The organism is Pantoea sp. Z09, from assembly GCF_022394795.1.
Classification (GTDB): Bacteria; Pseudomonadota; Gammaproteobacteria; order Enterobacterales; family Enterobacteriaceae; genus Pantoea; species Pantoea latae.
Genome location: NZ_CP092373.1, coordinates 1,402,981 through 1,429,975, shown reverse-complemented (window position 1 = coordinate 1,429,975; position 26,995 = coordinate 1,402,981). Strand labels below are relative to the sequence as shown.

26 protein-coding genes and 1 tRNA gene are annotated in these 26,995 nt (G+C 57.3%); 14 read left to right on the top strand and 13 right to left on the bottom strand.

Features of this window, described 5'->3' with window-relative positions; all coding sequences use genetic code 11:
* The first annotated feature begins 132 nt into the window (after positions 1-132).
* Genes MC269_RS06780 through MC269_RS06765 form a run of 4 tightly spaced genes read left to right on the top strand, consistent with a single transcriptional unit; the run spans position 133 to position 4,137 of the window.
* The gene (locus tag MC269_RS06780) at positions 133-1,266 is read left to right on the top strand and encodes an LLM class flavin-dependent oxidoreductase (protein WP_239954569.1); all 1,134 of its coding nucleotides are present in this window, start codon (positions 133-135) and stop codon (positions 1,264-1,266) included.
* Positions 1,263-2,129 carry an ABC transporter substrate-binding protein gene (locus MC269_RS06775; RefSeq protein ID WP_239954568.1) on the top strand — a complete coding sequence of 289 codons (867 nt, stop codon included), beginning with the start codon at positions 1,263-1,265 and terminating at the stop codon, positions 2,127-2,129. Before MC269_RS06780 ends, MC269_RS06775 begins: the two co-directional genes overlap by 4 nt.
* Positions 2,114-3,064 carry an aliphatic sulfonate ABC transporter substrate-binding protein gene (locus tag MC269_RS06770; protein WP_239954567.1) on the top strand — a complete coding sequence of 317 codons (951 nt, stop codon included), beginning with the start codon at positions 2,114-2,116 and terminating at the stop codon, positions 3,062-3,064. The genes MC269_RS06775 and MC269_RS06770 overlap by 16 nt, the downstream gene beginning before the upstream one ends.
* A gap of 23 nt (positions 3,065-3,087) precedes the next feature.
* Positions 3,088-4,137: an LLM class flavin-dependent oxidoreductase gene (locus tag MC269_RS06765; protein ID WP_239954566.1), complete on the top strand. Its 1,050-nt coding sequence runs from the start codon at positions 3,088-3,090 to the stop codon at positions 4,135-4,137.
* Positions 4,138-4,517: 380 nt separating this feature from the next.
* Here the strand turns inward: MC269_RS06765 and MC269_RS06760 are convergent, their stop codons facing one another.
* The 10 genes from MC269_RS06760 to MC269_RS06715 form a co-directional block, all read right to left on the bottom strand.
* Positions 4,518-5,816, bottom strand: coding sequence for an NtaA/DmoA family FMN-dependent monooxygenase (locus tag MC269_RS06760; RefSeq protein ID WP_239954565.1), 1,299 nt, complete (start codon positions 5,814-5,816; stop codon positions 4,518-4,520).
* Positions 5,813-7,018, bottom strand: a complete 1,206-nt coding sequence (locus MC269_RS06755) for a M20 family metallopeptidase (RefSeq protein WP_371824361.1) — start codon at positions 7,016-7,018, stop codon at positions 5,813-5,815. The genes MC269_RS06760 and MC269_RS06755 overlap by 4 nt, the downstream gene beginning before the upstream one ends.
* Before the next feature lie 2 nt (positions 7,019-7,020).
* Positions 7,021-7,809: an ABC transporter ATP-binding protein gene (locus tag MC269_RS06750; protein WP_239954563.1), complete on the bottom strand. Its 789-nt coding sequence runs from the start codon at positions 7,807-7,809 to the stop codon at positions 7,021-7,023.
* Positions 7,806-8,579: an ABC transporter permease gene (locus MC269_RS06745; protein ID WP_239954561.1), complete on the bottom strand. Its 774-nt coding sequence runs from the start codon at positions 8,577-8,579 to the stop codon at positions 7,806-7,808. Before MC269_RS06745 ends, MC269_RS06750 begins: the two co-directional genes overlap by 4 nt.
* A complete protein-coding gene (locus tag MC269_RS06740) occupies positions 8,576-9,580 on the bottom strand; it encodes an ABC transporter substrate-binding protein (RefSeq protein ID WP_239954558.1) in 1,005 nt (334 codons plus the stop codon). Before MC269_RS06740 ends, MC269_RS06745 begins: the two co-directional genes overlap by 4 nt.
* An 87-nt stretch (positions 9,581-9,667) precedes the next feature.
* Positions 9,668-10,378, bottom strand: a complete 711-nt coding sequence (locus tag MC269_RS06735; RefSeq protein WP_239954556.1) for an aspartate/glutamate racemase family protein — start codon at positions 10,376-10,378, stop codon at positions 9,668-9,670.
* Positions 10,371-11,387, bottom strand: a complete 1,017-nt coding sequence (locus tag MC269_RS06730; RefSeq protein ID WP_239954554.1) for a D-cysteine desulfhydrase — start codon at positions 11,385-11,387, stop codon at positions 10,371-10,373. Before MC269_RS06730 ends, MC269_RS06735 begins: the two co-directional genes overlap by 8 nt.
* 109 nt (positions 11,388-11,496) lie before the next feature.
* Positions 11,497-12,153: a methionine ABC transporter permease gene (locus MC269_RS06725; RefSeq protein ID WP_239954553.1), complete on the bottom strand. Its 657-nt coding sequence runs from the start codon at positions 12,151-12,153 to the stop codon at positions 11,497-11,499.
* Entirely contained in the window at positions 12,134-13,252 is a 1,119-nt protein-coding gene (locus MC269_RS06720) for a methionine ABC transporter ATP-binding protein (protein ID WP_239954552.1), read from the bottom strand. Before MC269_RS06720 ends, MC269_RS06725 begins: the two co-directional genes overlap by 20 nt.
* An 11-nt stretch (positions 13,253-13,263) precedes the next feature.
* Positions 13,264-14,094 (bottom strand): MetQ/NlpA family ABC transporter substrate-binding protein, encoded by an 831-nt coding sequence (locus MC269_RS06715; protein ID WP_239954551.1) that lies wholly within the window; start codon positions 14,092-14,094, stop codon positions 13,264-13,266.
* 202 nt (positions 14,095-14,296) lie between these two features.
* On the opposite strand from MC269_RS06715, the gene MC269_RS06710 reads away from it, so the two are divergent.
* The 3 genes from MC269_RS06710 (at position 14,297) to MC269_RS06700 (ending at position 17,241) form a co-directional block, all read left to right on the top strand.
* Positions 14,297-14,938: a TetR family transcriptional regulator gene (locus tag MC269_RS06710; RefSeq protein WP_239954550.1), complete on the top strand. Its 642-nt coding sequence runs from the start codon at positions 14,297-14,299 to the stop codon at positions 14,936-14,938.
* A 73-nt stretch (positions 14,939-15,011) separates the two neighbouring features.
* Positions 15,012-16,394, top strand: a complete 1,383-nt coding sequence (locus MC269_RS06705; protein WP_239954549.1) for a D-arabinono-1,4-lactone oxidase — start codon at positions 15,012-15,014, stop codon at positions 16,392-16,394.
* A gap of 19 nt (positions 16,395-16,413) precedes the next feature.
* Positions 16,414-17,241 carry a glycosyltransferase family 8 protein gene (locus MC269_RS06700; protein ID WP_081139980.1) on the top strand — a complete coding sequence of 276 codons (828 nt, stop codon included), beginning with the start codon at positions 16,414-16,416 and terminating at the stop codon, positions 17,239-17,241.
* Between the two features lie 35 nt (positions 17,242-17,276).
* On the opposite strand, the gene MC269_RS06695 is transcribed toward MC269_RS06700, so the two are convergent.
* On the bottom strand, positions 17,277-18,398 hold the full coding sequence (locus MC269_RS06695; protein WP_239954548.1) for a Gfo/Idh/MocA family protein: 1,122 nt from the start codon (positions 18,396-18,398) through the stop codon (positions 17,277-17,279).
* A gap of 329 nt (positions 18,399-18,727) precedes the next feature.
* On the opposite strand from MC269_RS06695, the gene MC269_RS06690 reads away from it, so the two are divergent.
* Positions 18,728-18,803, top strand: a tRNA-Asn gene (locus tag MC269_RS06690).
* Positions 18,804-19,299: 496 nt separating this feature from the next.
* Here MC269_RS06690 and MC269_RS06685 read toward each other — a convergent pair.
* Positions 19,300-19,602, bottom strand: coding sequence for a hypothetical protein (locus tag MC269_RS06685; RefSeq protein ID WP_239954547.1), 303 nt, complete (start codon positions 19,600-19,602; stop codon positions 19,300-19,302).
* A gap of 190 nt (positions 19,603-19,792) precedes the next feature.
* Here MC269_RS06685 and MC269_RS06680 point away from each other — a divergent pair, with 190 nt between their 5' ends.
* From MC269_RS06680 to MC269_RS06660, 5 genes are read left to right on the top strand one after another with little or no spacing between them, the layout of a single operon-like run.
* Positions 19,793-20,728, top strand: coding sequence for a cysteine synthase family protein (locus MC269_RS06680; RefSeq protein ID WP_239954545.1), 936 nt, complete (start codon positions 19,793-19,795; stop codon positions 20,726-20,728).
* A 10-nt stretch (positions 20,729-20,738) separates the two neighbouring features.
* A complete protein-coding gene (locus MC269_RS06675) occupies positions 20,739-21,305 on the top strand; it encodes a phosphoribosyltransferase family protein (RefSeq protein WP_239955083.1) in 567 nt (188 codons plus the stop codon).
* Complete coding sequence (locus MC269_RS06670; protein ID WP_239954544.1) at positions 21,305-21,967, top strand: YggS family pyridoxal phosphate-dependent enzyme; 663 nt, start codon at positions 21,305-21,307, stop codon at positions 21,965-21,967. Before MC269_RS06675 ends, MC269_RS06670 begins: the two co-directional genes overlap by 1 nt.
* The gene (locus MC269_RS06665) at positions 21,964-22,896 is read left to right on the top strand and encodes an EamA family transporter (RefSeq protein ID WP_239954543.1); all 933 of its coding nucleotides are present in this window, start codon (positions 21,964-21,966) and stop codon (positions 22,894-22,896) included. Before MC269_RS06670 ends, MC269_RS06665 begins: the two co-directional genes overlap by 4 nt.
* Positions 22,897-24,135, top strand: a complete 1,239-nt coding sequence (locus tag MC269_RS06660; RefSeq protein WP_239954542.1) for an ATP-grasp domain-containing protein — start codon at positions 22,897-22,899, stop codon at positions 24,133-24,135.
* Between the two features lie 156 nt (positions 24,136-24,291).
* On the opposite strand, the gene MC269_RS06655 is transcribed toward MC269_RS06660, so the two are convergent.
* Positions 24,292-25,503: an MFS transporter gene (locus MC269_RS06655; RefSeq protein ID WP_239954541.1), complete on the bottom strand. Its 1,212-nt coding sequence runs from the start codon at positions 25,501-25,503 to the stop codon at positions 24,292-24,294.
* A 280-nt stretch (positions 25,504-25,783) separates the two neighbouring features.
* Between MC269_RS06655 and MC269_RS06650 the strand changes: the two genes are divergently transcribed.
* Positions 25,784-26,977: an MFS transporter gene (locus tag MC269_RS06650; protein WP_239954540.1), complete on the top strand. Its 1,194-nt coding sequence runs from the start codon at positions 25,784-25,786 to the stop codon at positions 26,975-26,977.
* The last annotated feature ends 18 nt before the right edge of the window (positions 26,978-26,995 follow it).

Genomic DNA, 26,995 nt, shown 5'->3' with positions numbered 1-26,995 from the left:
TACATTCCCATTCCGGTTTATTGCATAACCTTAAGCCTGTATATGAATAAACTTTGCCACAATTGGTATTTCCCCTCTTAATAACCCTTTGTTATCCCTGTGGTTCCTTTTTCTGCTATTTTGAGAACCCCCGTGGAAATTTACTGGTATCTGACCGCGCCAGACGGTCATCAACCCTGGACCGCCTCCGGCAGCCGCCAGGTCAACTACGCCTATTTCCAGCAGGTCGCCCGTGCGGTAGATCATCTCGGTTTTACCGGCGCGCTGCTGGCGACCGGTGCACATGACCCCTGGATTCTGGGGGCGTCACTCATTCCCTATACCGAACGCATGAAGTTCCTGATTGCCATCCAGCCGGGTCTGATCTCCCCCACCCTGCTTGCCAAAATGGCCGTGACGTTTAACCAGTTTTCAAAAGGCCGGGTGCTGCTAAACGTGGTCAGCGGTGATAAAAACACGCTGGGCGCTTACGGCATGCACCTCGATCACGATGCGCGATATGATCTCAGTGACGAATTTTTGCAGGTATTACGCCCCCTGCTTAATGAAGAAAATGTCAGCTTCAAAGGGGAACATCTGGATATTGAGAACGCCAGGCTGGCATTGAGCAACGGGGGATATCCCCGGCCACCGCTATGGTTTGGTGGCTCCTCTGAAGCGGCACAGGAAGTCGCGGCAAAACATATCGACACCTATCTCTCCTGGGGAGAGACGCCCCCGCAGGCCGCAGAAAAGATCGCTCAGGTGAAAGCCAGAGCCGCTAAACACCATCGCCAGCTACGCTACGGCATTCGCCTTTATGTGATTGTGCGCGAAACCGATGAACTTGCATGGCAGGCGGTAGACGCACTCTATGCCTCGATGGACAACAGTGCCATTGCCGCCCGAAAGCACCTGGCCCGGGGTTCAGACTCCGTAGGTCAGTCCCGCATGAGTGCACTGCACAATGACCAGAAGCCCGCCGATCCGCGCGACCTGGAGATCTACCCCGGACTGTGGGCCGGCATTGGTCTGGTGCGTCCTGGGCCTGGCACCGCTATCGTCGGCAGTCCGGAAACGGTAGAACGCACCCTGCGTGCCTATCAGCAGGCGGGGGTTGACGTGTTTATCCTGTCCGGCTTCCCCCTGCTGGAGGAAGCCTATCGCTTTAGCGAACTGGTGATGCCACGACTGTCACTCACGCCCCCTGACGAAGCGGCAAAAAATAGCTTTACCTGGGGAAATCTGTGGGATCGCCCGGTCGAGAGTGGAGAACAAGCACCATGAAATTTCGTCTGGGGAGTCATCCCAATAATCTCTCGCTGTTTATTCTGCGCCATCGTGGTGTCATCGAGCCGGCGGCCAGAGAGCGGGGCTGGCAGCTGGAATGGTTCGACTATACCCAGGGCGCACGCAGCGGCGAGTGGCTGGCTGATGAACAGGTTGATGTGGTCGGCACCGGGTCTACCCCGCCGATAGCGGCGCAGGCCGCCGGGCAGGAGATCTCTTATCTCGCCAGCTCGCCGCCGCGTGATAACAACTGCGCTTTGCTCACGGTGCAAAGCAACGACATCTCCTCGCTCCGCGATAAGCGGCTGGCGGGCATGCCCGGTTCTTTCACCGATCATTTTCTGGCGCGTCTGCTGCAAAAACATAACCTGCGCCGCGCCGATATTACCCTGCTGGACTTGCAGGGGCAGGATGCGCTGGATGCGTTGCTCAACGGCGATATTGACGGCTGGCTGGCGATCGATCCCTGGCTGACACGCGCATTAAAGATTGCAGGCGTCGTCGCACGCTCTGCCGTCGGCGATGAAATCATCAACCGTTCACTGTTCTGGACGCGCGCCGCCTGGCAGCAACGTTACCCCGAGGCCGCCGCCTGGGTCGTAGAACAGCTGCGCGCAAATGATGCCTGGATTGAACAACACCCGATAGCCGCCGCGCAAATCCTCGCCGACAAACTCAACGCCTCCATCCTGCCTGATGAATGGCTGAAAACCCTACGTGGGCGTCTCTGGGGGATAACCCCTGCCAGTGATGCCCTGCTAGCCGAACAGCAGCAGCAGGCCGACGATCTTTTTGCCGTGGGTTTCATCCCGACGGCCCTATCCCTGAACGCCAGGAGAGACGCATGGCCCGCTGGATAACCCGTACAGCTTTTGCTGCACTAATCGTGTGTGCCGGGCTGGCCCAGGCCTCTGAATCGATCACGCTGCGCATTGGGTTTCTGCGTGGCCCCACTGACTTAGCGCTGGCTAAGGAGAAGGGGACGCTGGAAAAGGCGCTGGCCGCGCATCAGGTGAAGGTCGTGTGGGCCGGTCCTTTTGCCGCTGCCGCCCCTGCTTATGAAGCGTTAAACGCCGGTTCAATTGACATGACCACCGGCAGCTCCACAGCGTTCGTAACCGCCATCGCTGCGGGTTTGCCGTTGCGTTTCTTTGCCAGTCAGGCCATGCCTGCTGAAGGTGAAGGGATTGTGGTACGGAATAACAGCGATATCCATTCGTTGCAGGATCTGCGTGGCAAAAAGGTGGCGGTAAACAAAGGCGGTACTGGCGAGTACCTGCTCTCACGAGCGCTGGAGCGTGCCGGCATTCCGGAGCAGGATGTGACCAAAGTTTATCTTAGCCCTTCCGATACCGGCACGGCGTTTGTGGGGGGACATGTTGATGCCTGGGCGATCTGGGATCCTTTCCTCTCTCTGGCCAGAGAGAGTTATGACGCCCGTCTGCTGAGCAATGGTAAGCAGGTTGGTTCGGAAAATGCAGCAGGTTATTTCGTCAGCGAGGCGTTTTATCAGGCGCACCCTGAGGTGCTTAACTGGGTTTATGAGGTGTTGCAGCAGGAGAACCACTGGGCCAAAGCCCATCCGCTTGAAGCAGGCAAGATCTGGGCTTCACAAATGGGGCAACTGGGGAACGCACTGGCGGCGCAGTTGGGCAAGGTCAACACCGTTCCCGTCACGCCGGTAGATGAGGCCGCGATAACGCATATCGGTCATATTGCCGACTGGTATCAGCAACAGGGGCTGATCGCCAGCCACCCGGATATTCGCCAGCATGTCGTCACCCTGACGCCTTAAAACCCTGTGATGAGTAAAACATAATGACGCAACCGGCTATCTCGCATATTTCGTTTCTCACACCGGGTAATTATTCTGATAACGCACCGCTTCAGGGTCTTGAACAGACGTTACAGCTGTTCGAACTCGGTGAACAGCTGGGTTTTAATGGTGCATGGGTCCGCCAGCGGCATCTGGAGCATGGCGTCTCGTCCGCCAGCACCTTTCTCGCCGCCGCCACGCAGCGTACCCGCCAGATAGAACTAGGCAGCGCCGTGATTCAGATGGGGTATGAGAGTCCCTTTCGTCTGGCCGAAGACCTGGCGACAGTGGATATTCTCGCCAGAGGACGGCTGAATGTCGGCCTGAGTGCAGGCGCACCCAATCATCTTGAATTAATAGGGGCTTCCGTCTGGGGAGAAGCCTGGCAGCAGCAGGATTTTTCTTACCAGCGCGTGCTGAGTTTGCGCGATAACCTGAGTGGCCGCTTGTTCGGCGATGACAACACGGTCATTCACTCACCCGGCAATACCCAACGCCCGCGCGTTCAGCCCTTTTCCGCCGGTCTGGTCGACCGATTGTGGTACGGCGGAGGATCGCTACGCTCGGCGCGCTGGGCAGGCAGCAACGGGTTTAATCTCCTCACGGGCAATCTCACCTCTGGAGAAGAAACGGACGATTTTTACCAGGCACAGCTGGCGCAAATTCAGCTGTATCGGGAAAATCTTGTGGCGTCTGGCCAGCGACAGGCACGCATCGCCCTGGGACGCGTCATCATTCCCACCGACAGTGCGGATGCCACCACCCGCAGACATTATCAGCAGTTTGCCGCCAGCCGCTACCAACGCACTCTGGCACCGCAGGGACCCCGACGCACCCTGTTCTCTCAGGATATCGTGGGCAGTGCGGAGCAGATTCTTGAACGGCTGCTGCATGATCCCGTCTTACCTCTGGTGAATGAGCTGAGAATTGAACTGCCTTATGAATTGCGTTACGCGGAGTACAGCCAGATTATCAGCGATTTTGCCACGCTGATTGCGCCAGAGCTGGGCTGGACATCGCTGCCGCACGCTACTCATGTTGGGGCCGAATGAAAGCCGGAAAGCCAGCGGCACATCACCTTGCCGCGGCTTTCCGGTTTTGTGCTGAGCTAACTTATCAGTGCAGTGACGGTAATCACCGCCAAAGGGGCGCAGGCCCGGTCTGCAGAATTGCAGGGTTACTATGACCTGGAAGGCGCGCTGGTTCACTACGCCGCCAGCACCGGGGTTGATCTCTCGCAACATAATATTGATACCCCGCTCAAGTGGCGTCACACCCACTCCAACCAGTCGCTGCTGAAAATGGTGGCGGGTGCCGAAGGTGAACCCCGGAAAACCCGGCGCTTAACGGCCTGCGCCGCACCACAAGACGAAGCATGTGGGGTCAGCTCAGCTTTGTCCCGCCGCGTGGATGGCGAGCGGGACAGCCCCTGTTAAACCTGCGGCAGCGGCGCCAGCTCCAGGCTCGATCGGAAATCATCCCCCACATAATCACCGTCCAGCAAATCGCGTCTGCGCAATTCCGGCAGCAGCCCGTTCAGCAGTAGATCCTCTTGATCCGGCTGCCCCAGGCCGTGCAGCGAAATCACATCCAGCACACCCGCCTGATAACGCTGTTCGATCGCGTCGGCCAGCGTTTCCGGCGTACCTGCGGTAAACCAGTGGCCGGTCTCCTCTGCTTTAATAATCAGCTCGCGCAGCGTCAGCCCCTCCAGCGCAAAGCGGCGGAAGATGGCGGCGCGGCCCTGACGGCGATGCACCTGTGCCAGCGCCGGGATCAGCGCGGCGGGTAGCGGCTGGTCGAGCGGCAGATCGCGCAGGTCGAGTTCGCCGCCCAGCATATCGGCGACGCGCAGTCTGCCCTGCTCATAGTTAATGCGCTCATGCTTTTCGCGCAGGCGGCGCGCTACGTCGGCATCGCTCTCGCCGATAATGGCGTGGAAAGAGTTCATGATCAGCGGCGGGTTATGTTCACGACCGAAACGCCGCGCGCGCTGCTGCACGTCGGCAACAAACGTCTGCGCCGCCTCAAAGGTCGGCTGCGAGGTGTAAATCACCTCGGCAAAGCGCGCGCCGAGCGAAACGCCCGCCTCTGACTGCCCGGCCTGGAACTGAACCGGCCGACGCTGCGGCGGCGGCGGCACGTTCAGCGGCCCGGCGACCTGAAAGTAGTCGCCGCGATAGTGAATCGCCTTTAGCTTCGCAGGATCAATTTTGATGCCGCCGCTGGGGGTGCGCTGCACCGCATCGCGCTGGTTGGCGTCGAACAGCGCGTTAATCACCTCAATAAATTCGCTGGCGCGCGCATAGCGTGCTTCCGGCGGCGGCAGCGCGCCCTCGCCGAAATTCTCTTCGCCAACCGACGAGGTGACCGCATTCCAGCCGGCGCGGCCGCCGCTGAGATGATCGAGCGTGCCGATCTGGCGCGCCAGATGGTAGGGATGCAGCCAGCTGGTGCTGACAGTGGCGATCAGGCCGATATGCGAGGTGGCCTGACTCAGCGCCGCCAGCGCCATCAGCGGATCCTGACTGCCGGTGGTGCCCGCCAGTCCGGCAGGATCCGCCTGCAGCAGATCGGCGGTAAAGAGGCCGGTAATCTTCTCGCGCTCGGCGATTTTCGCCAGCGCGATGGCGCGCTTAATGCCGGTATCGGGCGCGCTGTCGTTGCCTGCCGCGATAACGCTGGCCGCGCCGACCAGGGTTTTCAGTTTTCTGCGATGAGATGGCGTCACGATGCGATCCTCCTTTGAGCGGTGAAGTCTGTTTTAACGCGCTGCAGCGCGTCGGCGTCGGTCAGCAGGCGCAGCCCGACGCGCGCCAGCACGCGCGCGCCGACGATCAGCGCCTGATAGCCCTGTTCAGAATTCGCCGCTTCGCGAAACGGCACGGTATGGAAAATAAGATCGTCAGGGCCGATTTTCAGCCAGGGATGCGCCGTCGGCACCGCGTGGCTGATATCTCCCGCGTCGGTGGAGACCTTGCTGCGCTGAGGCGACAGGTCGACCTGCTCGCCCGCCGCCGTCAGCTCTTCCAGCAGCAGCGCATCAAGGGCAGGATTGAGCAGAAAGTCGCGCGGCCCGACCTGATGATCGATCGCTACCCGCGTGCCGGTGGCCAGCGCCACGCCGTCGGCGATGGCGCGCAAACGCGGCTCCAGCGCCTCTACCTGCTCGCGACTGTCGGCGCGAATGTAGTAGTGCGCCGCCGCGTATTCAGGGATCACGTTCGGCGCCTGGCCGCCGTTGGTGATAATGCCGTGCACCCGCACGCCATCCGGCAGCTGCTGGCGCAGCACGCTGATGCCGTTGTAGAGCAGCACCAGCGCGTCGAGGGCATTGAGGCCTTCATGCGGCGCGCTGGCGGCGTGCGACGGCCTGCCGTAAAAATGAAAATAGAGGTGGTTATTCGCCAGCGTCGCCTCGGTAAGCCGCGTCTTCCCTGCCGGATGTGCCATCAGCGCCGCATCGACGCCGTCGAGCAGCCCCGCCTCGACAAAGCGTTTTTTCACGTTGCCTTTTGGCCCGCCCGGCCCCGCCAGACCGCCCTCTTCCGCCGGCGTGCCTAATACCACCACGCGGCCGCCGGTCTGCGGCAGCGTCTCGGCCAGCGCGATTGCCGCCGCCACGCTGGTGACGCCGATCAAATTATGGCCGCAGGCGTGGCCGATGCCGATCAGCGCATCGTACTCGGCGAGAAAGGCAACCGTCGCGCCAGCTTTGCCGCTGTCTTTCACGGCATAAAACGCGGTCTCATGTCCCGCCACGTTGCGCGTCACCGCAAAGCCCTGCGCCGCCAGCAGCTGCGTCAGCTGCTCGCTGGCGAAGTACTCGTTGTTGCCGGTTTCCGGCCGTGCGAAGATCGCCTTCGACAGCGCGACGTAGCGCGCGCCATCCCTTTCCAGGCTGTTTTCCAGCTGCTGTCGGAGCATACTCATGGTCATCTTTCCCCCTCGTTGAGCGGCGCCAGATGGCGTTTCGCCTCCTGACGCACGCGCTGTAACACATGATGTTTGATATCGCCGTAGTGCGGCTCGCTGGCCAGGGTTTCGATATCCCGCTCGCGGCCAAACGGCAGCCGGATATCCTCGACGATGCGGCCTGGACGCGCCGACATCACCAGAACGCGGTCGGCGAGGAACAGCGCCTCTTCCACGTCGTGAGTGACGAACAGCAGCGTGGTTTGGGTCTCAAGCCAGGCGGCGCGCAGCAGCTCCTGCATCATCATGCGGGTCTGCGCGTCGAGCGCGCCAAACGGCTCATCCAGCAGCAGCACCTCCGGGCCAGGCAGCCAGGCGCGCGCCAGCGCCACCCGCTGCTTCATGCCGCCGGAAAGCTGCCAGGGCGCGTGATCTTCAAAACCCGCCAGGCCGACGCGCGCCAGCCATTCGCGCGCGCGCGCGTCGACCTCTGCGCGGTTATGCTTGCGCAGGCGTGGGCCAAACGTGACGTTCTCCAGCACGTTAAGCCAGGGAAACAGGTTCGGCTGCTGGAAGATCATGCCGCGCGACGGATGCGGCTGGCGCACCGGCTCGCCGCCGCACAGCACGCGCCCCTGCTGCGGCTGAGTAAAGCCCGCCAGCAGGTTGAGAATGGTGGATTTGCCGCAGCCAGAGGGGCCGAGCAGCACCACGAACTCCCCTTTGGTCAGGCTGAGGTCAATATTTTCCAGCACCGTCAGCGCCTCAAAGCGCAGCGTGACCTGCTGCAGAGAGATATGTTCGCTCATGCGTCTCTCCCGGCCCAGGGCACCAGCCAGCGCTGCAGGCCGAGCAGCAGCAGGTCGAGCAGATAGCCGATGCCGCCGAGCAGCAATATCCCCAGCATCACGATATCGGTGCGCAGATAGGCGCTGGCGTTGATCACCATCCAGCCGAGGCCGGAGTTGGCTGCCACCATTTCAGCGGCGATCAGCGAGGTCCAGCCAATGCCGATCGAGAGGCGGACGGTGGTGAAAAGATCGGGCAGCGTGTCCGGCAGCACCACGCGCAGGAAAATCTGGCGGCGGGTGGCGCCCAACGTCTGCGCGACGCGGATCCTGGCCCGCGCCAGCCGCTCTACCGCCGCCTGGGCGCCGACCACCACGCTTAAAAAGGTGGCAATAAAGATCAGGAAAAACTTTGACGCCTCGCCGATGCCGAGCCACACCACCGCCAGCGGGATCAGGGCGATTTTCGGCAGCGGGCGCAGGAACTGCACAAAGGGATTCAGCGCCGCCGCCAGCGGCTCCGACATGCCCATCAACAGCCCGAGCGGCACGCCGAGCGCGATGGCGCAGGCGAAGGCGCCGAGCGAACGTGCCAGGCTGACGGCGATGTTCTGCCACAGCGGCACCTGACGATAGCCGTCGCTCACCAGCTCCTGCGCGGTCAGACCGATGTCGGTCAGCGACGGCAGCAGCAGCGGATCGACCCACTGCCGCGTCGCCGCCGTCTGCCACAGCAGAAAAAACAGCGTCACGGAGAGTACGCTGACGCCGACTTTGCTACGTAGCCTCATGGCGCCGCGTGCGCCGCTTGCTGCAGGAAGCGCGGGTTAATGGCCGCATCCCAGTGCGCCGGAATGTCGCGCTTGCGCACTTCGCCGGTTTCAGCGAGGAAGCTGGCGGTTTTGCTCAGCGCCTGGCCGATGCCGCTGGCGTCCGCATCGTTGCCCTTGCCCAGCCAGGCCGCCGTCGCCTGCTCCTGAATCGAGGGATACTCCAGCCCGGAAAGGGTATTGGCAGCGGTAGTAACCGGCGCGCCCACCTCTTTCGCCACCGTCGCGGCGGCTTGCTCCGGGTGTTGACGGAACTCATCCACCTTCTGCTGGTGCACGCGCAGGAAGGCGCTGACGATTTGCGGATACTGCTCGGCGAAGGCTTTACGCACCGCATAGTTGTTGTAGATCAGATAGCCATCTTTCTGCAGCTCTTTGGTGGCGAACACCTGATGGCCGCCCGCTGCCTCCAGCTGCTGCGCAAACGGCGCCCAGACGTAGCCCGCGTCGATGTCGCCGCGCTGCCACGCCGCCACCATTTCCGCCGGGCGCAGCGGCAGCAGCGTGATTTTGCTGCGATCCAGGTGATGCACCTTGATCGCCGCGTCCAGCGCATACTGCGAGGTGGAATTTGGCGGATAGCCGACGCGCTTGCCCTCGAGATCGCGCAGATCCTTAATGCCCTCCTTGCCGATCAGCCGCTCGTAGCTGGCGATCACGCCAGAGACGCCGACGATCTCAATCGGCAGCTTGCGCACCAGCCCCGCCGTGGCCGGGCTGGAGCCGAAGTTGGCGATATCGATGGCGTTGCTGGCGAAGTAGTTGAGCGCATCCGCGCCCGAGGCGAACTGCACCCAGTTCACTTTGGTGCCGAAGGCCTTATCCAGCGAGCCGTCCGCCTTCGCCAGCATAATGACCTGCGAGCCGCCGCTGTAGGCGATGCGCACCTCATCCGGAGTGGCGCCGTGGCTAACGCCGCTGATCAGGCTGGCCGCAAGTATCAATCCCCACTGCTTTTTCATCGTTTTTTCCTTGTTAATGTCCTGACGACAGGCAAAAGCGTGCCGCCGCACGCGCAGAACGCGTGACGTCATTTAAGTATGTTGTAATTAAGTAGAGCGCTGCTGCTGCCAGAGGCGCGCGCAGACCGCCGCCATCGCCTCCGCCGGATCGACCGCCGCGCACGGCGGCTGCCAGCCGATAGCGCGCAGCGCCAGCGGCACTTCGGTGCAGGCCAGCACCAGCCGCTCGGCGCCGCGATCCAGCAGCGCCTGCGCCAGCCGCGCCAGCTGTTCCCCGCCCGCCGCGACATCGCCGCGCTTCACCGCATAGCAGCCAGGTACAAAATCGCTCGCCATCTCTGCCGCCGTCGGCAGCAGCGTCTCGATGTTGTGCCGCGCAAAGCGGCGCTGGAACCAGCCGGCGTCCAGCGTGCCCTGCGTGGCGATCAGGCCAACCGATGCCGGCGACAGCGCCGCCACCGCCTCTGTCGTGGCGTCGGCGATATGCAGCAGCGGCGCGCGACTGGCGGCCTGCAGCGCCTCGAACCAGTGGTGGGCGGTGTTGCAGGCGATAACGATATGGCTGGCGCCGATGCGGTTGAGCCGCTCAACGCCGTCGATCAGCTGCGGCAGCGGCGATGGGCCGCGACCCGCCAACGCCTGCTGGCGATCGGGAATTTGCGGCACGTTCCATACCGCCATCGGGATCTGCTGCTGGTCGCTGACGCTGTTCACCGCCCGCAGCAGCTGATACTGAAAATCAACCGCGGCGAGCGGCCCCATGCCGCCCAGCACGCCGAGCAGAAAAGGCTCAGCCATGGGCGAATCCCGCCTCCAGCGGCTGCTGATAGCCAAACAGCCCTGCCGCGCCGCCGGTGTGGATAAACACCACGTTTTCATCCTGACGGAAGCGGCCCTGACGAATAAGATCGACCAGGCCGGCGAAGCCTTTGGCGGAGTAGACCGGATCGAGCAAGATGCCTTCGTGCTGCGCCAGCAGCGTCAGCGCCTCGAGCGTACCTGAGGTGGGAATGCCGTAGCCGTCGCCGACGTAGTCGCTGTTGGCCACCACCGCCTCGCGCGGCAGCGGCTGCGTCACCTCCAGCAGCGCAAGCGTCTGCGACGCCAGGTTCCAGACGTTCTGCTCTTGTTTCTCCTTCGGCGCGCGCACGCTGATGCCGAGCACCGGAATGCCGCTATTGCTGGCGAACAGACCGGCCACCAGCCCCGCCTGAGTGCCGCTGCTGCCGGTGGCGTGCACCACGTGATCGATGCGCAGACGCTGCGCCGAAGACTGCCATAGCAGCTCCTGGGCGCAGGCGACATAGCCAAGCGCGCCGATCGGGTTCGAGCCGCCGCCGGGGATCACGTAAGGACGATGCCCCTGCTCGCGCAGCTGCGCGGCGTGCTGCTCCATCGCCTGCTGCATATCCGTGCCGTTGGGCAGATGGGCGATAATCTCGCCGCCAAGCAGCTTGTCGAGCAGCACGTTGCCGGAACGCTGATAGGCCTCGCCGTAGTCGCTGACGCGCTGCTCAAGAAAAACCTGCGCCTTCAGACCGAGGCGCGCCGCGCCGGCAATGGTCTGACGCACGTGGTTCGACTGGGTTGCGCCCTGGGTAATGACGATATCCGCCTTCTCCGCCAGCGCCTGCGCCAGCAGAAACTCCAGCTTGCGCGTTTTGTTGCCGCCCGTGGCGAGACCGGTGCTGTCGTCGCGCTTGATCCAGAGCTGCGGGCCGCCCAGCAGCCGGGTCAGATTGTGCAGCGGCTCCAGCGGCGTGGGAAAATGGCCCAGCGAAAGACGGGGGAAACGAGCAAGATGCATAGCGCACTCCTTGAGGTAATAAGTCACTGTTTGCAGGTACTTTATGCTCGCAGCGCGCCGATGTTTAAAAAGAAATAGTGCTATCGATTGCGGGAAAAGGCACAAGCGCCTAGCGGCGCCTGTCGATGCGCGCCACCAGCCGATCCCCCAGCCACTGAATACCGCACACCAGCACGATCAGCACCGCGATCACCGCTACCATCACCGCCGTATCAAAACGCTGATAGCCGTAGCGGATCGCCAGGTCACCCAGCCCGCCCGCGCCAATCGCGCCCGCCATTGCCGACGCGCCGATCAGCGCCACCAGCGTCACCACGAAGCCGGCCAGAATGCCCGGCAGCGCTTCCGGGATCAGCACGTCCCAGACGATGCGCAGCCTGCTGGCGCCCATGGCGCGCACTGCGTCGATCAGCCCGCGATCGACATCGCGCAGCGACACCTCCGCCACGCGCGCAAAATAGGGCGTCGCGGTGATCGACAGCGGCACAATCGCCGCCCAGGTGCCGAGCGAGGTGCCAACCAGAAAGCGGGTAAAGGGGATCAGCGCCACCAGCAAAATAATGAACGGCAGCGAGCGAAAGCCGTTGATGACCAGGCCGAGCAGGCGGTTGACGCCGCGATGTTCGGCGATGCCGCCTGGGCTGGTCATCACCAGGATCAGGCCGAGCGGCAGCCCGGCAAGCAGCGAAAACAGCCCGGCGATCGCCGTCATGATCACGGTTTCCCACAGCGCGTTGAGCAGCAGGTCAAACATAACTGGCGACATAGCCCACCTTTTCCACCTGAGCCTGCTGCTGATGCAGCCAGGCGAGAACCCGTTGCTCATCGGCGCCGTTGCTGGCCGGGATAGCAATAAAGAAGCGCACCACCGCGTAGTGCTGAATATGGTCGACGCCGCCCTGAATCAGGCGAAACGCGCCGGGCAAGGCGCAGGCGAAGCGCGTCAGCAGCTCCCCCTGCGCCTCTTCGCCGGCGAAGTGCACGCTGTAGATCGCCTCGCCCTGCTTCTGCTGGCTGAGACGCTCGGCGATGCTCTCCGGCAGCTGCGGCAGCAGTCCGCGCAGCAGCGTGCGGGTCAGCTCCGCCTGCGGATGGGCGAAGACCTGCCACACCGGCCCCTGTTCGATAATCTCTCCGGCGTCGATCACCGCCACGCGATGCGCCACCGACTTGATCACCTCCATCTCATGGGTAATCAGCAGGATGGTGATGCCGAGCCGCTGATTCAGCGATTTCAGCAGCGCGAGGATAGATCGGGTGGTTTCGGGATCGAGCGCCGAGGTCGCCTCGTCGCACAGCAGCAGCGCCGGGCTGGCCGCCAGCGCGCGGGCGATGCCGACGCGCTGCTTTTGGCCGCCCGACAGCGCCGCCGGGTAGTGGCGCGCCTTATCCGCCAGCCCGACCAGCGCCAGCAGCTCCGCGACGCGCCGATCGCGCTCCGCCTTCGCCATACCGGCGATCTTCAGCGGCAGCGCCACGTTTTGCGCCACGGTTTTCGCCGACAGCAGGTTGAAGTGCTGAAACACCATGCCGACGCGGCTGCGCACCGCCTGCAGCTGCTTCTCCGACAGGCCGGTGATGCGCTGGCCTTCGATTTCGATCACGCCCTCGTCGGGCTGCTCCAGGCCGTTGAGGCAGCGGATCAGCGTCGATTTCCCCGCGCCGCTGCGGCCGATAATGCCGAGGATCTCGCCCTTGCGCACTTTCAGCGACACCTGGTTCAGCGCCTGCGTCTCGCCGAAGCGGCGCGACACCTTGTGCAGACTCACCACGCTCTCCGGCAGCGAGACCACCTGCTGCGCCTCCTCCACGACGCCGCGCGTGGCGGCGCTGAAGGAGGCCCCGGCCTGCTCGATAACTGTCATGCTCGCTGTCCTTACCAGGCGGTTAAGCCGGTGCCTTTGTAGACCTGATCAAACACCTTTTTCACCGCGTCGTTTTGATAGGAGGCGACCAGAGTTTTGACCCAGGGCGCGTCAACGCTCTCTTTTTTCACCGCGATAAAGTTGTTGTAGGGGTTGTCTTTGACCGGCTCCTGAGCGATGCGGTCCGTTTTGGTCAGGCCGCTCTTCAGCGCCCAGTCGGTGTTGACCACCGCGGCGTCGAGATCGGGCACCGAGCGGCCGATAATGCCGGAGTCCAGCTCTTTAATCTGCACGTGGCGCGGATTGTCGGTGATATCCGCCGTGGTGGCGGCAATGCCCGCGCCAGGACGCAGTTTGATCACGCCCTGCTGCTCCAGCAGCACCAGGCCGCGCGCTTCGTTGGAGGGATCGTTCGGCACGCCGATCACCGCGCCCGCTTTCAGATCCGCCGCGGCTTTCACCTTTTTCGAATAGAGGCCGATCGGCCACACCGCCGTATCGCCGACGCGCACGATGTCGTAGTGATTAACTTTGATCTGGTTATTGAGGAAAGGCTGATGCTGGAAGGCGTTGGCGTCGACTTCGCCGTTCTGCAACGCCTCGTTCGGCTGGTTATAGTCGTTGAAGACCACGGTTTTGACCGTCAGCCCTTTCGCCGCCGCCTGCTTTACCACTTCGCGCCAGACATCTTCATCTTCGCCGCTCATAATGCCGACTTTTACCGTGCTTTTGTCGGCGGCCCAGGCTGAGGCGAACGGCGCCAGCGCTACGCCCGCCACCAGCAGCGCGGCAGAGGTGAGAGAAAGAAAGCCTTTTTTGACAACAGCCCCGGATGTGCGCATAACTATTTCCCCAAAGTGATAGTAACGTTAACTGCGGCCACCGCAGATAGCCGCAGTATACGCAGTTGCTTATATCCGCATTATGATTTTTACAGGAATGCTATTCCTGAAATGAATATAAACGCGCAGCCGCTCGCGTCGCCAAACGACCCTGGCGCGCTGTGATACCATACCGGTTTGATTTTCCTTGTTACTGAGCGCTATGTCCGACACCACACCCAAACGAAAAAATGACCCTGAAGGGCTGAAAAAACGTATTCTCGCCGGCGCGCTGACCACCTTCGCCGAGTACGGCATGCAGGGCGCACGGCTGGAGCAGATCGCCGAAAACGCGCAGACCACCAAACGCATGGTGATCTACCATTTCGGCAGCAAAGAGAAGCTCTATATCGAGGTGCTGGAGCAGGTCTATCAGGCGATCCGTCAGCATGAGACTGGCCTGAACCTGGCGGCGATGGAGCCGGAGCTGGCGATGAGCAAGCTGGTAGAGGCGAGCTTCGACTATCACGTCTCCCATCCCGATTTTATGCGGCTGGTCTGCACCGAAAACCTGCTGCGCGGCCGCTATATCAGCCAGTCGCCGCGTATCAAAGCGCTGAACCGCAGCGCACTCGACGTGCTGGAGGATATTCTGACGCGCGGCCAGCGCCTGGGGATCTTTATCCGCGAGGTGGAAACCATCGACGTGCACCGCCTGATCAGCAGCATCTGCGTGCATCACGTCTCCAACCGCTACACCTTCAACGCGCTTTTTAGTCCGGACAACAGCGAAGAGGAGAGTATCCGCCGCAATCGCCAGCTGGCGGTGACGGCAACGCTGCGCTACATCCGTAAATCGGTTTAAGGGAAGCGACAACGCTGTGATGGGCTACGCTTAACTGACGTAAATTTTCCGACCTCAACACAGGAACGCAGTCGTGAGCAGAGACGTCGAACGTTATCCCCTTCGCAACACTACCCTCAGCGCCGAGGACGCGTCGCTGTGGAACTGGGCGCAAAACGCCCGCGTTGGCAGCCGCCAGCAGCTCCATCAACCGCGCAGCGAAGCGGAGCTGCAGCAGCTGCTGCGCAGCACCCAGGGCCGCGTGCGCGTGATGGGCAGCCGTTTGTCGCCGGGCCGCATGCTGGCGGTCGAAGAGGATGAGGTGCTGGTGGATATCAGCGCCCTGACGGGCCTGCTGGCGCAGGACGCAGAGAGCGTCACCGTGGCGGCGGGCACCTCCCTTAACGACCTCTATATTCAGCTTACCGCGATGGATCGCATGCTGGCCGCGTCGCCAGGCGTGATTGCGGTGCAAAAGCTGGCGGGCGCGATGGCGACCGGCACCCACGGCCAGGGGCTGCATCAAAGCTCGCTGGCGGACGAGGCGCTGCGCATTCGCATGGTGCTGGCCGACGGTTCCGTGCGCGAATTCACCCGCGGCGAGCCGGACTTTCCCGCCGCGCAGGTGACGCTCGGCGCGCTCGGCATCGTCACCGCCGTCACGCTGCGCACCCAGCCCTTCCGCATCTATACCTGCCATAAAAACGCCGTGACGGCGGACACCCTTGAGCAGGATCTGCTGCGCTGGAATCAGGAATATGCGCTGAGCAAGGCCTGGTGGTTTGTCGACGACAACCTGATGCACGTCTGGAATGCCCGTGAAGCCAGCGCGCAGGAAAGCGCCGAGTGGCAGGCGAACGGCCGTGAGGTGGTGAAGCATGACGATCGGGGCGACGACAGCCTGAACAGCACCATTGACCAGACGCTGGAGCAGATGCACCGCGACACCCAGATCCACGGCAAAGGCGGCAAGCAGTTCCGCACCGTGACCCGCTTTCGCGACTTTACCGACATCACCGGCGATATCTATCAGCTGTTCTGTCGCGGCATCGCCGTGCCGCAGATCAACGTCGAGATCGGCGTGCCGCTTTCGCGCACCCCAGCCGTTATCAGCAAAATCAAACGCTGGTACGCCGCTAACCGGCCCCATATGCACTATCCGATTATTCTGCGCTGCACCGGCGCCTCTGAGGCCTGGCTCAGCCCGGCCTACGGCGAGCCGACCTGCTTTTTTGGCTTTGTGGTCTACTACGCCGACGACGGTTCGCTGTCGCAGGATGGCCTGCACTTTCTTACTGAAGTGGAGAAGCTGCTGGCGGAAGAAGGCGGCCGGCCGCACTGGGGCAAATATTACGACGCCAGCCGCTATAGCTGGCGCGACGTCTATCCGCACTGGGACAGTTTCCGCGCGCTAAGCCGCGAGCTGGATCCGCAGCGCCGCTTCAGCAACGATTATCTGACCGCGCTTTTTGACTGACTTTCACAGGGAGAGAACCATGTTTGCATGGGTTACGCTGCTGACGCAGCCCGATTATCTGGTGGGCGTGAAGGCGCTGCACCGTTCACTGAAGCAGAGCGGCACGCGCTGGCCGCTGATCGTGATGACCACTGAGGCGATCCCACTGGCGGATCGCGAAGCGCTGCAGGCGGAAGGCTGCGTGGTGCATCCGGTCGATCCAATCTATCCCAATAGCGCGCTGGAGCAGCACTACGCCTCGGCGCAGTTTGGCGAAGTCTGGACCAAGCTGCGCGCCTGGCAGCTCACCGACTGCGAGCGCGTGGTGTTTCTTGACGCCGATATGCTGGTGCTGCAGAACATGGATGAGCTGTTTACCCTCGATCTGGGCGACAACCTGCTGGCGGCCTGTCACGCCTGCCGCTGCAACCCGAATCAGATCGCCTCCTATCCCGCCAGCTGGCAGCCGGAAAACTGCCACTACACCTGGCAGGATCGCGGCGAGCCGGCGCCTGTTCTGCTGGATAACTACCTGAACGGCGGGTTTCTGGTGCTGACGCCGGACAATAAGGTCTTTGAGCAGCTGGCGGACCGCGTAGCCGCGATTGTGGATCTCAAGGCGTATCCCTTCTCGGAACAGGATCTGCTGAACGAGGCGTTTCACGGACGCTGGCTGCCGCTCTCCTATATCTACAACGCACTGAAAACCCTGCCGTTCCAGCACAGCCGCATGTGGAAAGAGAGTGAGGTGAAGAACCTGCACTTTATTCTGGCGAAGCCCTGGAAGCGCGATTTGCAGCAGCCGGAAGGCGAACGCGACCGCTACTATGCGCTGGATAAGCTCTGGTGGGAGAAAGCCGCAGGATAATTACCAGGGCGCGCGGCGTCGCGCGCCCTTTCCAGCTATACCGCCTGCCAGCGCCGCTCAGCGGCCGACAGCGCAATCGCTTCCAGCACCTTCTGCACCTGCAGCCCTTCGGCAAAATCGGGCCACAGGCGATCGCCCGCCGCGATGCCGTTAATCAGGTCGCGAATTTCTACCGTTTTCTGGTCATTAAAACCGATGCCGTGCCCGGCCGAGACGCAAAAGTTCGCGTAGTCAGGATGCGCCGGCCCGGTGAGGATCGTTTTAAAACCCTGGCGCCCCGCCGGGTCGTCGTGCAGATAGAGTTCCAGCTCCGCCATGCGCTCCTGAGTGTAGCGCAGCGTGCCTTTGGTGCCGGTGACCACATAGGTCAGCCCCATTTTGCTGCCGCAGGCGATGCGCGAGGTCTCAATCACGCCGTGCGCGCCGTTGCGAAAGCGCAGCAGCGCGCTGGCCTGGTCTTCGTTCTCCACCGGCAGCTGACGGCTTGCATCTTTTGCGTCGGGACGGGTTTTAATCACCGTCATCATGTCGCCGCTCACCTCTTCGATGTCGCCCACCAGATAGTGCGCCATATTGACGATATGCGCCGCCAGATCCCCCAGCGCGCCGAGGCCCGCCAGCGCCTTCTGACAGTGCCAGTCAAGCGGCGTCTCCGGCTTCGCCAGATAATCTTCGTTGTGGGTGCCGTAGAAGTGCACCACCTCGCCGATTTCGCCGCGCGCGATGATCTCTTTCGCCAGCTGGCTGGTGGGGTTCTTCATGTAGTTAAAGCCCACCAGGGTTTTGACGCCAGCGGCCTGCGCCGCCTGCACCATCTCTTCCGCGTCGGCCACCGACAGCGACAGCGGCTTTTCCGAATAGACATGTTTGCCGTGGCGAATCGCCTCCAGCGCCATCTCTTTATGCAAGAAGTTGGGTGCGCAGATATCCACCACGTCGATGGCGGGATCGCGCACCAGCTCGCGCCAGTCGCCGGTCGAACGCGCAAAGCCAAAGGCCGCGGCCTGTTTTTCCGCCAACGCAGGATTGACCTCCGCCAGCATCTCGCGCACGATTTCGCCCTTAAGGGCAAAGACCGTCGGCGCCTGCGCGTAGGCGATAGCGTGACAGCGTCCGATATAGCCGCTGCCGATCATGCCGATCCTGACTCTGTTCATCTACCGCCCTCTTATTTCATAATGAGATTTTTACGGAATATACATTTCAAAAAATCCACAAACAAACGGCAGAGATAAGAAGTGTGAGCGGCTTTGAAATCTTTATCTTGGGGCACAAAGCGCGCGCTTTAGCGGCCTGAAGCGGCGCGTGACGCCAGCTAAATTTTTTCATTACGCTGACCAGAGAAAAAAAAGGTTCATTATACGCCGGGCGCCTGCTCCGCCTGACGCGTCGCCTGTGGCGTTTATTTCAGCAGTTGGACAATTTTGTGAAAAAGGGCTTTGACATGGCCGATGCAGGTCGATAATATGCGCCCCGTTCAAGCGATTCCTCTGTAGTTCAGTCGGTAGAACGGCGGACTGTTAATCCGTATGTCACTGGTTCGAGTCCAGTCAGAGGAGCCATATTTAGAGAAGCCCGCTCAGGGAAACCTGAGCGGGCTTTTTGTTTACGTTTTGCCTGACTTATGAGCCATTTGTAACAGAGTGCTGTTGAGTCTGCTTTGTTTTGAATTTTGAACCTGCCAGGTGAAGACGTAAGATTTCTCGCACTTATAGCTTGATTGTAATGGTAGGTGGCTTAAAACCAGGATCTGGCATCACCTTTTTCCAGTGTGACGTAACTTTCTGCAAGGTGAGCGCAAACCTGCTCTTAACCGTTACTGCCACTCGCTACAGCAATTATATTCACTTAAAAAATGCTGCTGGCTTGAAATGGCGAAATGAGAAAGGCTTATTTGCCTTATATAGTTAGAAACCATAAGCAAATTTTTTTAGCGTGTCATTTTACAGATATCACCTGAAAAAAATGTAATAAAGCGCTTTCGGCCCTCTACGTCCTGCTTTTAATGATTCAGAAATATTGACTCTAGAAATGTATACAAAATTAAAAATTTATATTTCAATTTCTCCGAAAAATGTATGGCTCCAGGTTCCAGTCATTTATTATTCCGATATCATCAGGAAGTAAAAATGCTATATCTCTAATCAAATCAAAGCCATAATTCTCACCAAACCAGATTGAAAGAAAAAAACGAGCCATGATTTTTTCATTCTCAGCAAAAGTATTAATGCTTGCTATTAACGAATCAACTTCGCATGTCCCTTTCTTAAAATCCCAAAAAGAGCTAATTCTTTTGTACCCCGAAACAGAAAACAAGAAAAAAAGATATCTTTCACTTGCTAAATAATTGGAAATAATCATCTGCACCCCGCACCTTCACTATAACTATCAATAGCTAATTAATTATTTTACATCTATTTTAAATTAAATAGTACCGAATAGAAATCAAATATCCTCTTGACTTGAAAACACCTGAAGAGTAATTAACAAAGCATTGCCTGTAAAGTTTCTTGATATATCCATGCCAAACAGGTTAATCAAGGAGGGAACAATGAAACTCAGTCATATTGGGAACACAGATTTATTACAAATACACAACCTAAAAATCAACAACAATATAATTTTTGCTAAATGTGAGTTTCAAAATCCGTCTGGAAGTCACAAAGATAGAACATTCTTACACATCATTAACTCACTCGAAAAAAAAAGCGTGATACAGCCAGGAATGACACTGGTTGATTGTTCTACCGGAAACGGCGGTGCTGCACTTGCCTGGATAGGAAGAGAAAAAGGTTACAAAGTTAAGATCTTTATGCCTGAAGGTATGACGAAGGAAAGAATTGACCAAATCAAAAAATACGGAGCCGAATTGATTGAAACGCCTAAAGAGCAATTTTTAAATGGTTGTGTTGAAGCAGCCAGTAAATTTTGCATCAATAATATAAGCACCTATTACCTTGATCAGGCGGGATCTGAGCTTAACATGGAGGCATGGTACCAATGCGGAAATGAAATAGTTGATCAACTAAAAGAAAAAGGTGTCTCTCCAGATTACTTCGTTTGTTCAATTGGAACAGGCGGCACTTTTTCCGGGATAACAAAAGTTATGAAAAAAGCTTTTCCATCCCTCAAGGCAATTGGTATTGAAGTTGATAAATCAGCACCGGTGTATTCAAAAGTTAACGGTTTGTATTTTGAACACAAACCCCATAACTTAATGGGCCTGGGAGCCGGATTGCTCTCAAAAAATACAGATTTAAGTTTGATTGATGAAATAAAAGTCATTAAAGGTGATGCTGCATGGGAAAGAATGAGATCATTCATTGAAGAGGAAGGGATAGGCATAGGTCCAACTTGTGGTTCAAATCTTCTTATAACAGAAAGATTAATGGAGAAAGTAAATAATAAGGTCATAGTGACTCTATTTTTCGATAGTGCCTGGAAGTATCAAAGTCGCTGGAATGGCATTTACCCTGAATATTTATAATAAGGAATCGATTATGCTTTTAAAGGAAATTTACAGGAATGCAAAGGTGGTTAACTCTGGAAAAAGTTTAACAACTGTAAATGAATTTACAGATCAGCTACCGGCCTTGCGGCCCGAAGTACTCATTGAAGTTGCTTACCAGATGCTCAAAAAATTAGATGGTGATTTTGATAAAATAATTACCGAGGAAGATAAAGGCGCGCCTCTGGCAACTACTCTATCACTTCTGACGGTCAAGCCTCTGGCTATGGCAAGGTGGTACCCCTATAGCTTAGAAGAATATAACAGTAATGTTGTTCATATCAAGTCAGAGTATTTTGAAGGAAAAATGTATTTAAACGGAATTGAGCAAGGGGATAAAATAGTTATCATTGACGACACATTAAGTACAGGTGGTGCTATTACTTCATTAATAGAAGCAGTAGAAAAGGCAGGAGGAACTATAAATAAAATTATTTGTGCAGTTGAAAAAATACAGAACAGAGGTCGGGAAAGGGTTAAATTTTCAACAGGGCATGATGTAACTAGCTTAATCAAAATCGAAGTTTATGAAAATAAAGTCAAGGTGGTGGATTAATGAATCATAGCGCAGATGAAATTCTTAACAATTACCTTCAAGTAAAGAAGAGCATTTCAAGCATTTCGAATAAAGCAGAACTTTTAGCTGTAACAAAATTTCAAGATAAGGAAAAAATAAAACCGCTTCTTGATGCAGGCCACCGTATTTATGGTGAAAGCAGGATTGAAGAGGCAATTGAAAAATGGATAAATTTGAAAGAAGTATATAAAGACATTGAATTACATTTTATTGGAAGAATACAATCAAGGAAAATTTCTAAAGTCGTCGAATTTTTTGATGTCATTCATTCATTAGATAGCTTATCGGCAGCTGAAAAAATATCAAAATCCGCATGTGCAATCGGTAAAAAACAAAGAGTTTTTATACAAATAAATATAGGGAACGAACCCCAAAAAAGTGGCGTGCTGTTACAAGATGTTGATGGATTATATAAAGCAATAAAAGATTTGAGTCATCTGCAAATCGAAGGGTTTATGTGCATCCCCCCTAATGAGAAAGATGTTAGCCATTATTTTAAAAAAATGCGCGATGTTACTTATGGCTATGGCTTAGTTCAGCTTAGCATGGGAATGAGCAATGATTATAAACTGGCCTTAAAATATGACGCCACAATCGTCAGGGTGGGAAGCATTATATTTGGAGAAAGGGTTATTCAATGAAAGTGAATCATGTAACGATAGCTGTTCTCTCGGGCGTTATCTTTTGTGTTATTAGTGCGGCTTTTGATGTATTTGTTGCAAATTTAACACAAAAAATAAACCCTGTAATCTTCATAATTTACTGTTTTTTTACTTCGACAATAATATTTTCTTTGACAGGATGTATCAAGCAGAGATCCGCATACTTTACTAAAGCAAAAAAAAATTTTTCATTATTATCTTTCATCAATGCTGCGGTTTTACTTAACTGGGGAGGCCTAATAATTTCGCTAAAATATTTAGAGCCAGCTATAGTAGGTATCGCATCCGTAGCATGCGGCCCTGCTTTAACGATTGTAATATCCAGGAACTTTATGAAGAATACCTCTGCTTCCAGCAAGACAGAATCGGTTATCGCCTGGACGATCCTAACAGGCGTAATCGTTATGCTGATAAATTCATACATAGGCAGAAGTGGTTTTACTACTACATCTTTTACTGAAAGAGCAGTAGGCATCTTGTGTGTGATTTGTAGTGCAACAGGAACTGTTCTTTATACTTTCTTTTCAAAAAACTTAAATAATAAAGGCTGGAGCTCTTCTGAAATATTAGGCTTCAGGAACATTCTGATGTTAGCTTTAGCCCTGGCATACAGCGTTCATAATCATATACCGCTTATCCCAGGCAAAGAACTGTTACTTACTCTTTTTCTCGTTTCAATAATTGGGCATGTTATACCTATCTTTCTCGTTCAAAAAACAATAAGCGCCCTTGATCCTATACATGTTTCATTACTTCTGCTGTTGCTCCCTGTTTTTACGCTCGCCTTTCAACTCTTTGATGAAAGAATAATTATTTCTATAGAAAGTATATATGCGGTATTCGGTATAACTTTATTATTAACTTTTCTTTGCTTTACAAAACTCACTACCAGGCAGGGAGAGAATTAAATGAAAAGAGTGGCCATTATTGACGGATTTTCCTCAGGAAAATTTGTTGCTAAAAGTTTGTACAACAGGAATTGTGAACTTATTCATATTTCTTCTAGCGCGCAGCTCGATAGCTACTATTATAAAGGGTTTGAGGAAGGAATTTATAGACTGTCCATTATTCACGACTGTCTGGAAAAATCTTTGGAAATCCTAAAGAAATTCAATGCAGAATTTATTATAGCAGGATCAGAAAGTGGAGTAGCCTTAGCAGACCTGCTCAACAAAGAACTATTGCTTTCCTATAGAAACGATTTTGAAAGCGCATCCTGCCGTCGCAATAAATTTGATATGATTGAAGCTATTCGTGCCGCTGGCCTGAATGCGGTAGCGCAAGTTTGTATTTCTGAATGGCGCGAAGCCTCAAACTGGTTACATAATAGAAACTATCCAGTTGTCTTAAAACCCCTTACAAGCGCCGGCTCAGATAACGTTTTTATATGCCAGAACGAAGATGAAGTGCATCTGGCTTTTAATAAAACTAAAAATCAAATAAATAAATTAAATTTAATTAATGAGTATGTTTTAATTCAGGATTTCATGCAAGGAGTCGAGTATGTTGTCAATTTCGTCTCACTTGATGGGAACTTTTTAGTCACGGAAGTTGTGCGATATTATAAAAGGAAACTCAAATCTGGCAATGTAATTTATGATATTGATGAGCTTATTGACTCTTCGGCTGAGGAATTTGAGACTTTGGTCGATTATACAAAAAGAGTATGTATTGCCTTGGGTATTAAAAATGGCCCTAGTCATGCAGAAGTCATGCTTACCAAAGATGGGCCATGTCTGGTAGAAATAGCGGCACGTAGCGATGGAATATTACGCCCTGATATTTGCTTTTCAACTACTGGGTTGGGACAGTTAGAAGCGACTGTGTTATCTGTTGTTGATCCGCAAAAATTCTTATCACTCACCAGAGAGCCATTCTACAGATTAAAAAACTTTTCCTTTAATGTTGGCCTTATTAGTCCAGGGCAAGGTATTTTTAGTGATGTGGCATTAATAGAACATTCTAAGAAACTGCCCTCTTATAAAAGCATCGAACTTTATCTCTCTTCGGGTGAGCACGTCACTAAAACTAAAGATGTTTTTAGCCAACCAGGGACCATTTATTTGGTTAGTCCTGATAAAGCTCAATTGTGGGAGGATTACAAAAAAATTCGTGATTTTGAAAAATCAGGAATTTATTTTATTTAATTTTAATAAGTTAGAAATATACCTTATGTCGAAGGTCAATACCGCAATATCTCAATAAAGCCTCATAAAATTGTCATCTTATAAGCCAGTGCGTGCTCATCCGCTCAGGGAAACCTGAGCGATATTTTACATTAATCGTTTTGGTAACCGGCATCGTTACTCAGTCTGCCGCAGCTTTCTGATCCCCGGCACCAGACAGGCCGCCAGCGTTGCCGCCAGCACCGCCGCCGCGCAGCTCAGCAGCACCGTCTGGTTGCCGAAGCGCATCGCCAGCGGCCCCGCCGCCAGCTCGCCCAGCGGGATCGTGATAAAGGATCCCATCGCGTCGTAAGCGTAAACCCGCGCCAGCCGGTCGCGCGGAATATGGGTTTGCAGCGCCTGCGCCCAGATCACGCCGAACTGGCCGAACCCCATGCCGGCGATGCAGAACGCCCCCATCAGCCAGGCCGCCGATGCGCCGCCCGCCAGCAGCAGCATGGGAAAGGCGCAGAGCGCCACCAGCATCACGCCGGTGAACATCGCGCGGCGCGGCCGCCAGCGCAGCGCAATGCCGGAGCCGATAATCAGCCCGACGCTTTGCGCCGCGATCATCATGCCCCAGCGGGCACGACCAAAGGCGCTGTCGGCAATTACCGGACCCAGCACCAGCACCATGCCGGTAAAGGCGGCGTTGACCACCGCGAACTGCGCCACCACCGCCCAGACCCAGCTGCGCGAGGTAAACTCTCTCCAGCCGTCGCGCAGATCCTGCCACAGCGTAGTGTGTGAATCCGCAGGCTGCGCGCCGGTGCGCACCGCGTAGTAGAGCGGCGCCGCCAGCGCAAAGCCGAGCGCGTCCACCGCCAGCCCCCAGCCCGCGCCGATCGTACTGGTGAGAATGCCGCCCAGCGACGCGCCGATAATCGTCCCGGCGTAAACGCCCGACTGAATAAAGGCGTTGGCCTGACGCAGCTTTTGCAACGGCACGGTTTGCGGCACCAGCGCCGACGAGGCGGGCAGCGCGATGCCCGCCGCCGCGCCGTTAACCGCGCTCAGCATCGCCAGGCCAGCCAGCGTCGCGGCACCCTCTAGCACCAGCCAGGCGACGCAGCCCTGCGAAAGCGCGGCAACCACAGAAGAGAGCAGCAGCACCCGATTGCGCGAGTAGCGATCCGCCAGCACGCCGCCGAACAGCAAAAACAGCACGTTGAACAGCGAGCGCGCCGCCACCACCATGCCGAGATCGGCGGCGGAACCGCCCATATCCAGCACCGCGAAGGCGAGCGCCACCGGCGCAACGCTGTTGCCCAGCACCGTCAGCGTGCGGGCAAAAAAGAGATGGCGGAACGGCGCGGCGTGAAAGGCGTGACGCGGGGCGTTAAGCTTCATGGCCGCGCCCCCGGCTCTCTGTTGTCATCCTGATGCTGCTGATAGTGCCTCCCTGCCGCTGGCTGATAACTGTTTCCCAGGATCATAACCGGAGTCAGTCGCGCTGCCCAGACAGAACCCGCCTGTTCGGCGGACTTTGTGGCCGCCGACACCGATCGTCAACCAGGCCGTATGCGCCGCCGCCTGTCGCCCGGTGACCGAATAAAGGCGGTGCTGCCCCTCGCGTCGCGCCATTTTTCGATTATTCTCCTGTACATCCGTACCACAAACAGGAGTCGTGATGACGCCTCAACAGCAATCCCGTGGCAAGTGGGCCATCTTCGGCCTGATGTTTATTCCCGGCTTTACCTGGGCCTCCTGGGTCAGCCGCACGCCGTTTATGCGCGACACCCTGCACGCCTCCACCGAGCTGATGGGCATGATCCTGTTCGGCTTCTCCTGCGGGTCGATGCTCGGCGTGCTGCTGGCTGGCAAGCTCATTGCCCAGCTCGGCACGCGGCGCGTAATGCGCTACGGCATCGCGCTGCTGCTGAGCGGGCTGGTGCTGATGGCGCTCGGACTGGCGTTCGCCACCGCGTGGGGCGTTTTTGCCAGCCTGCTGCTGCTTGGCTGCGGCACGGCGCTGATCGACGTAGTGATCAACGTCGAGGGCGCCGCGTTCGAACGGGCGCTGGGCCGCTCCATCATGACCACCATTCACGGCTTTTTCAGCCTCGGGACGCTGGCGGGCGCGCTGGCCGGCCTGTTGATGACCGCGACGATGATAAGCACCAGCGTCCATTTTGCCGCGGTGCTGCTGGCCAACCTGCTGATTGTCGCCGTGGCGCTGCGCCATCTGCCTGCGACCAGCGACGGCGAGCGCAGCGAACAGGCGCACGGCGGCGGCTTTCTGTCGCAGGTGCGCCATGAGCTGCGCGATCGCCAGCTGCTGATCCTCGGCGTGGTGATTTTAGCGATGGCGCTGGCGGAAGGCTCCGCCAACGACTGGCTGCCGCTGCTGATGATCGACGGACATAACCTGAATCACACCCAGGGCACGCTGGTTTATGCCGGGTTCACCGCCGGCATGACGCTGGGCCGCTTTTTGGGCGGCTATGTGGTGGACCGCATCGGCCGCGTCTGGATGCTGCGCGTCAGCGCCTTCTCCGCCGCGTTCGGCCTGCTGCTGGTTATCTTCTCCGATAATCCGTGGCTGGCGGCGGCCGCCGTGCTGTTCTGGGGCGTCGGCGCGGCGCTCGGCTTTCCGCTCACGGTGTCGGCGGCGGGCGACGGCCACAACAGCGCGATCCGCGTCACCATCGCGGCAACGCTGGGCTATCTGGCGTTTCTGGTGGGGCCGCCGGGACTCGGCTTTATCGGCGAACACGCCGGGCTGCGCATGGCGATGCTGCCGGTGCTGGCGCTGGTGGTGGCGGCGCTGTTCTGCGCCGGCGCGGCAGAGGGTCGAAAAGCGCTGGCGCAGCAGACAGGCTAAAAAAAACGGCGGCCTAGG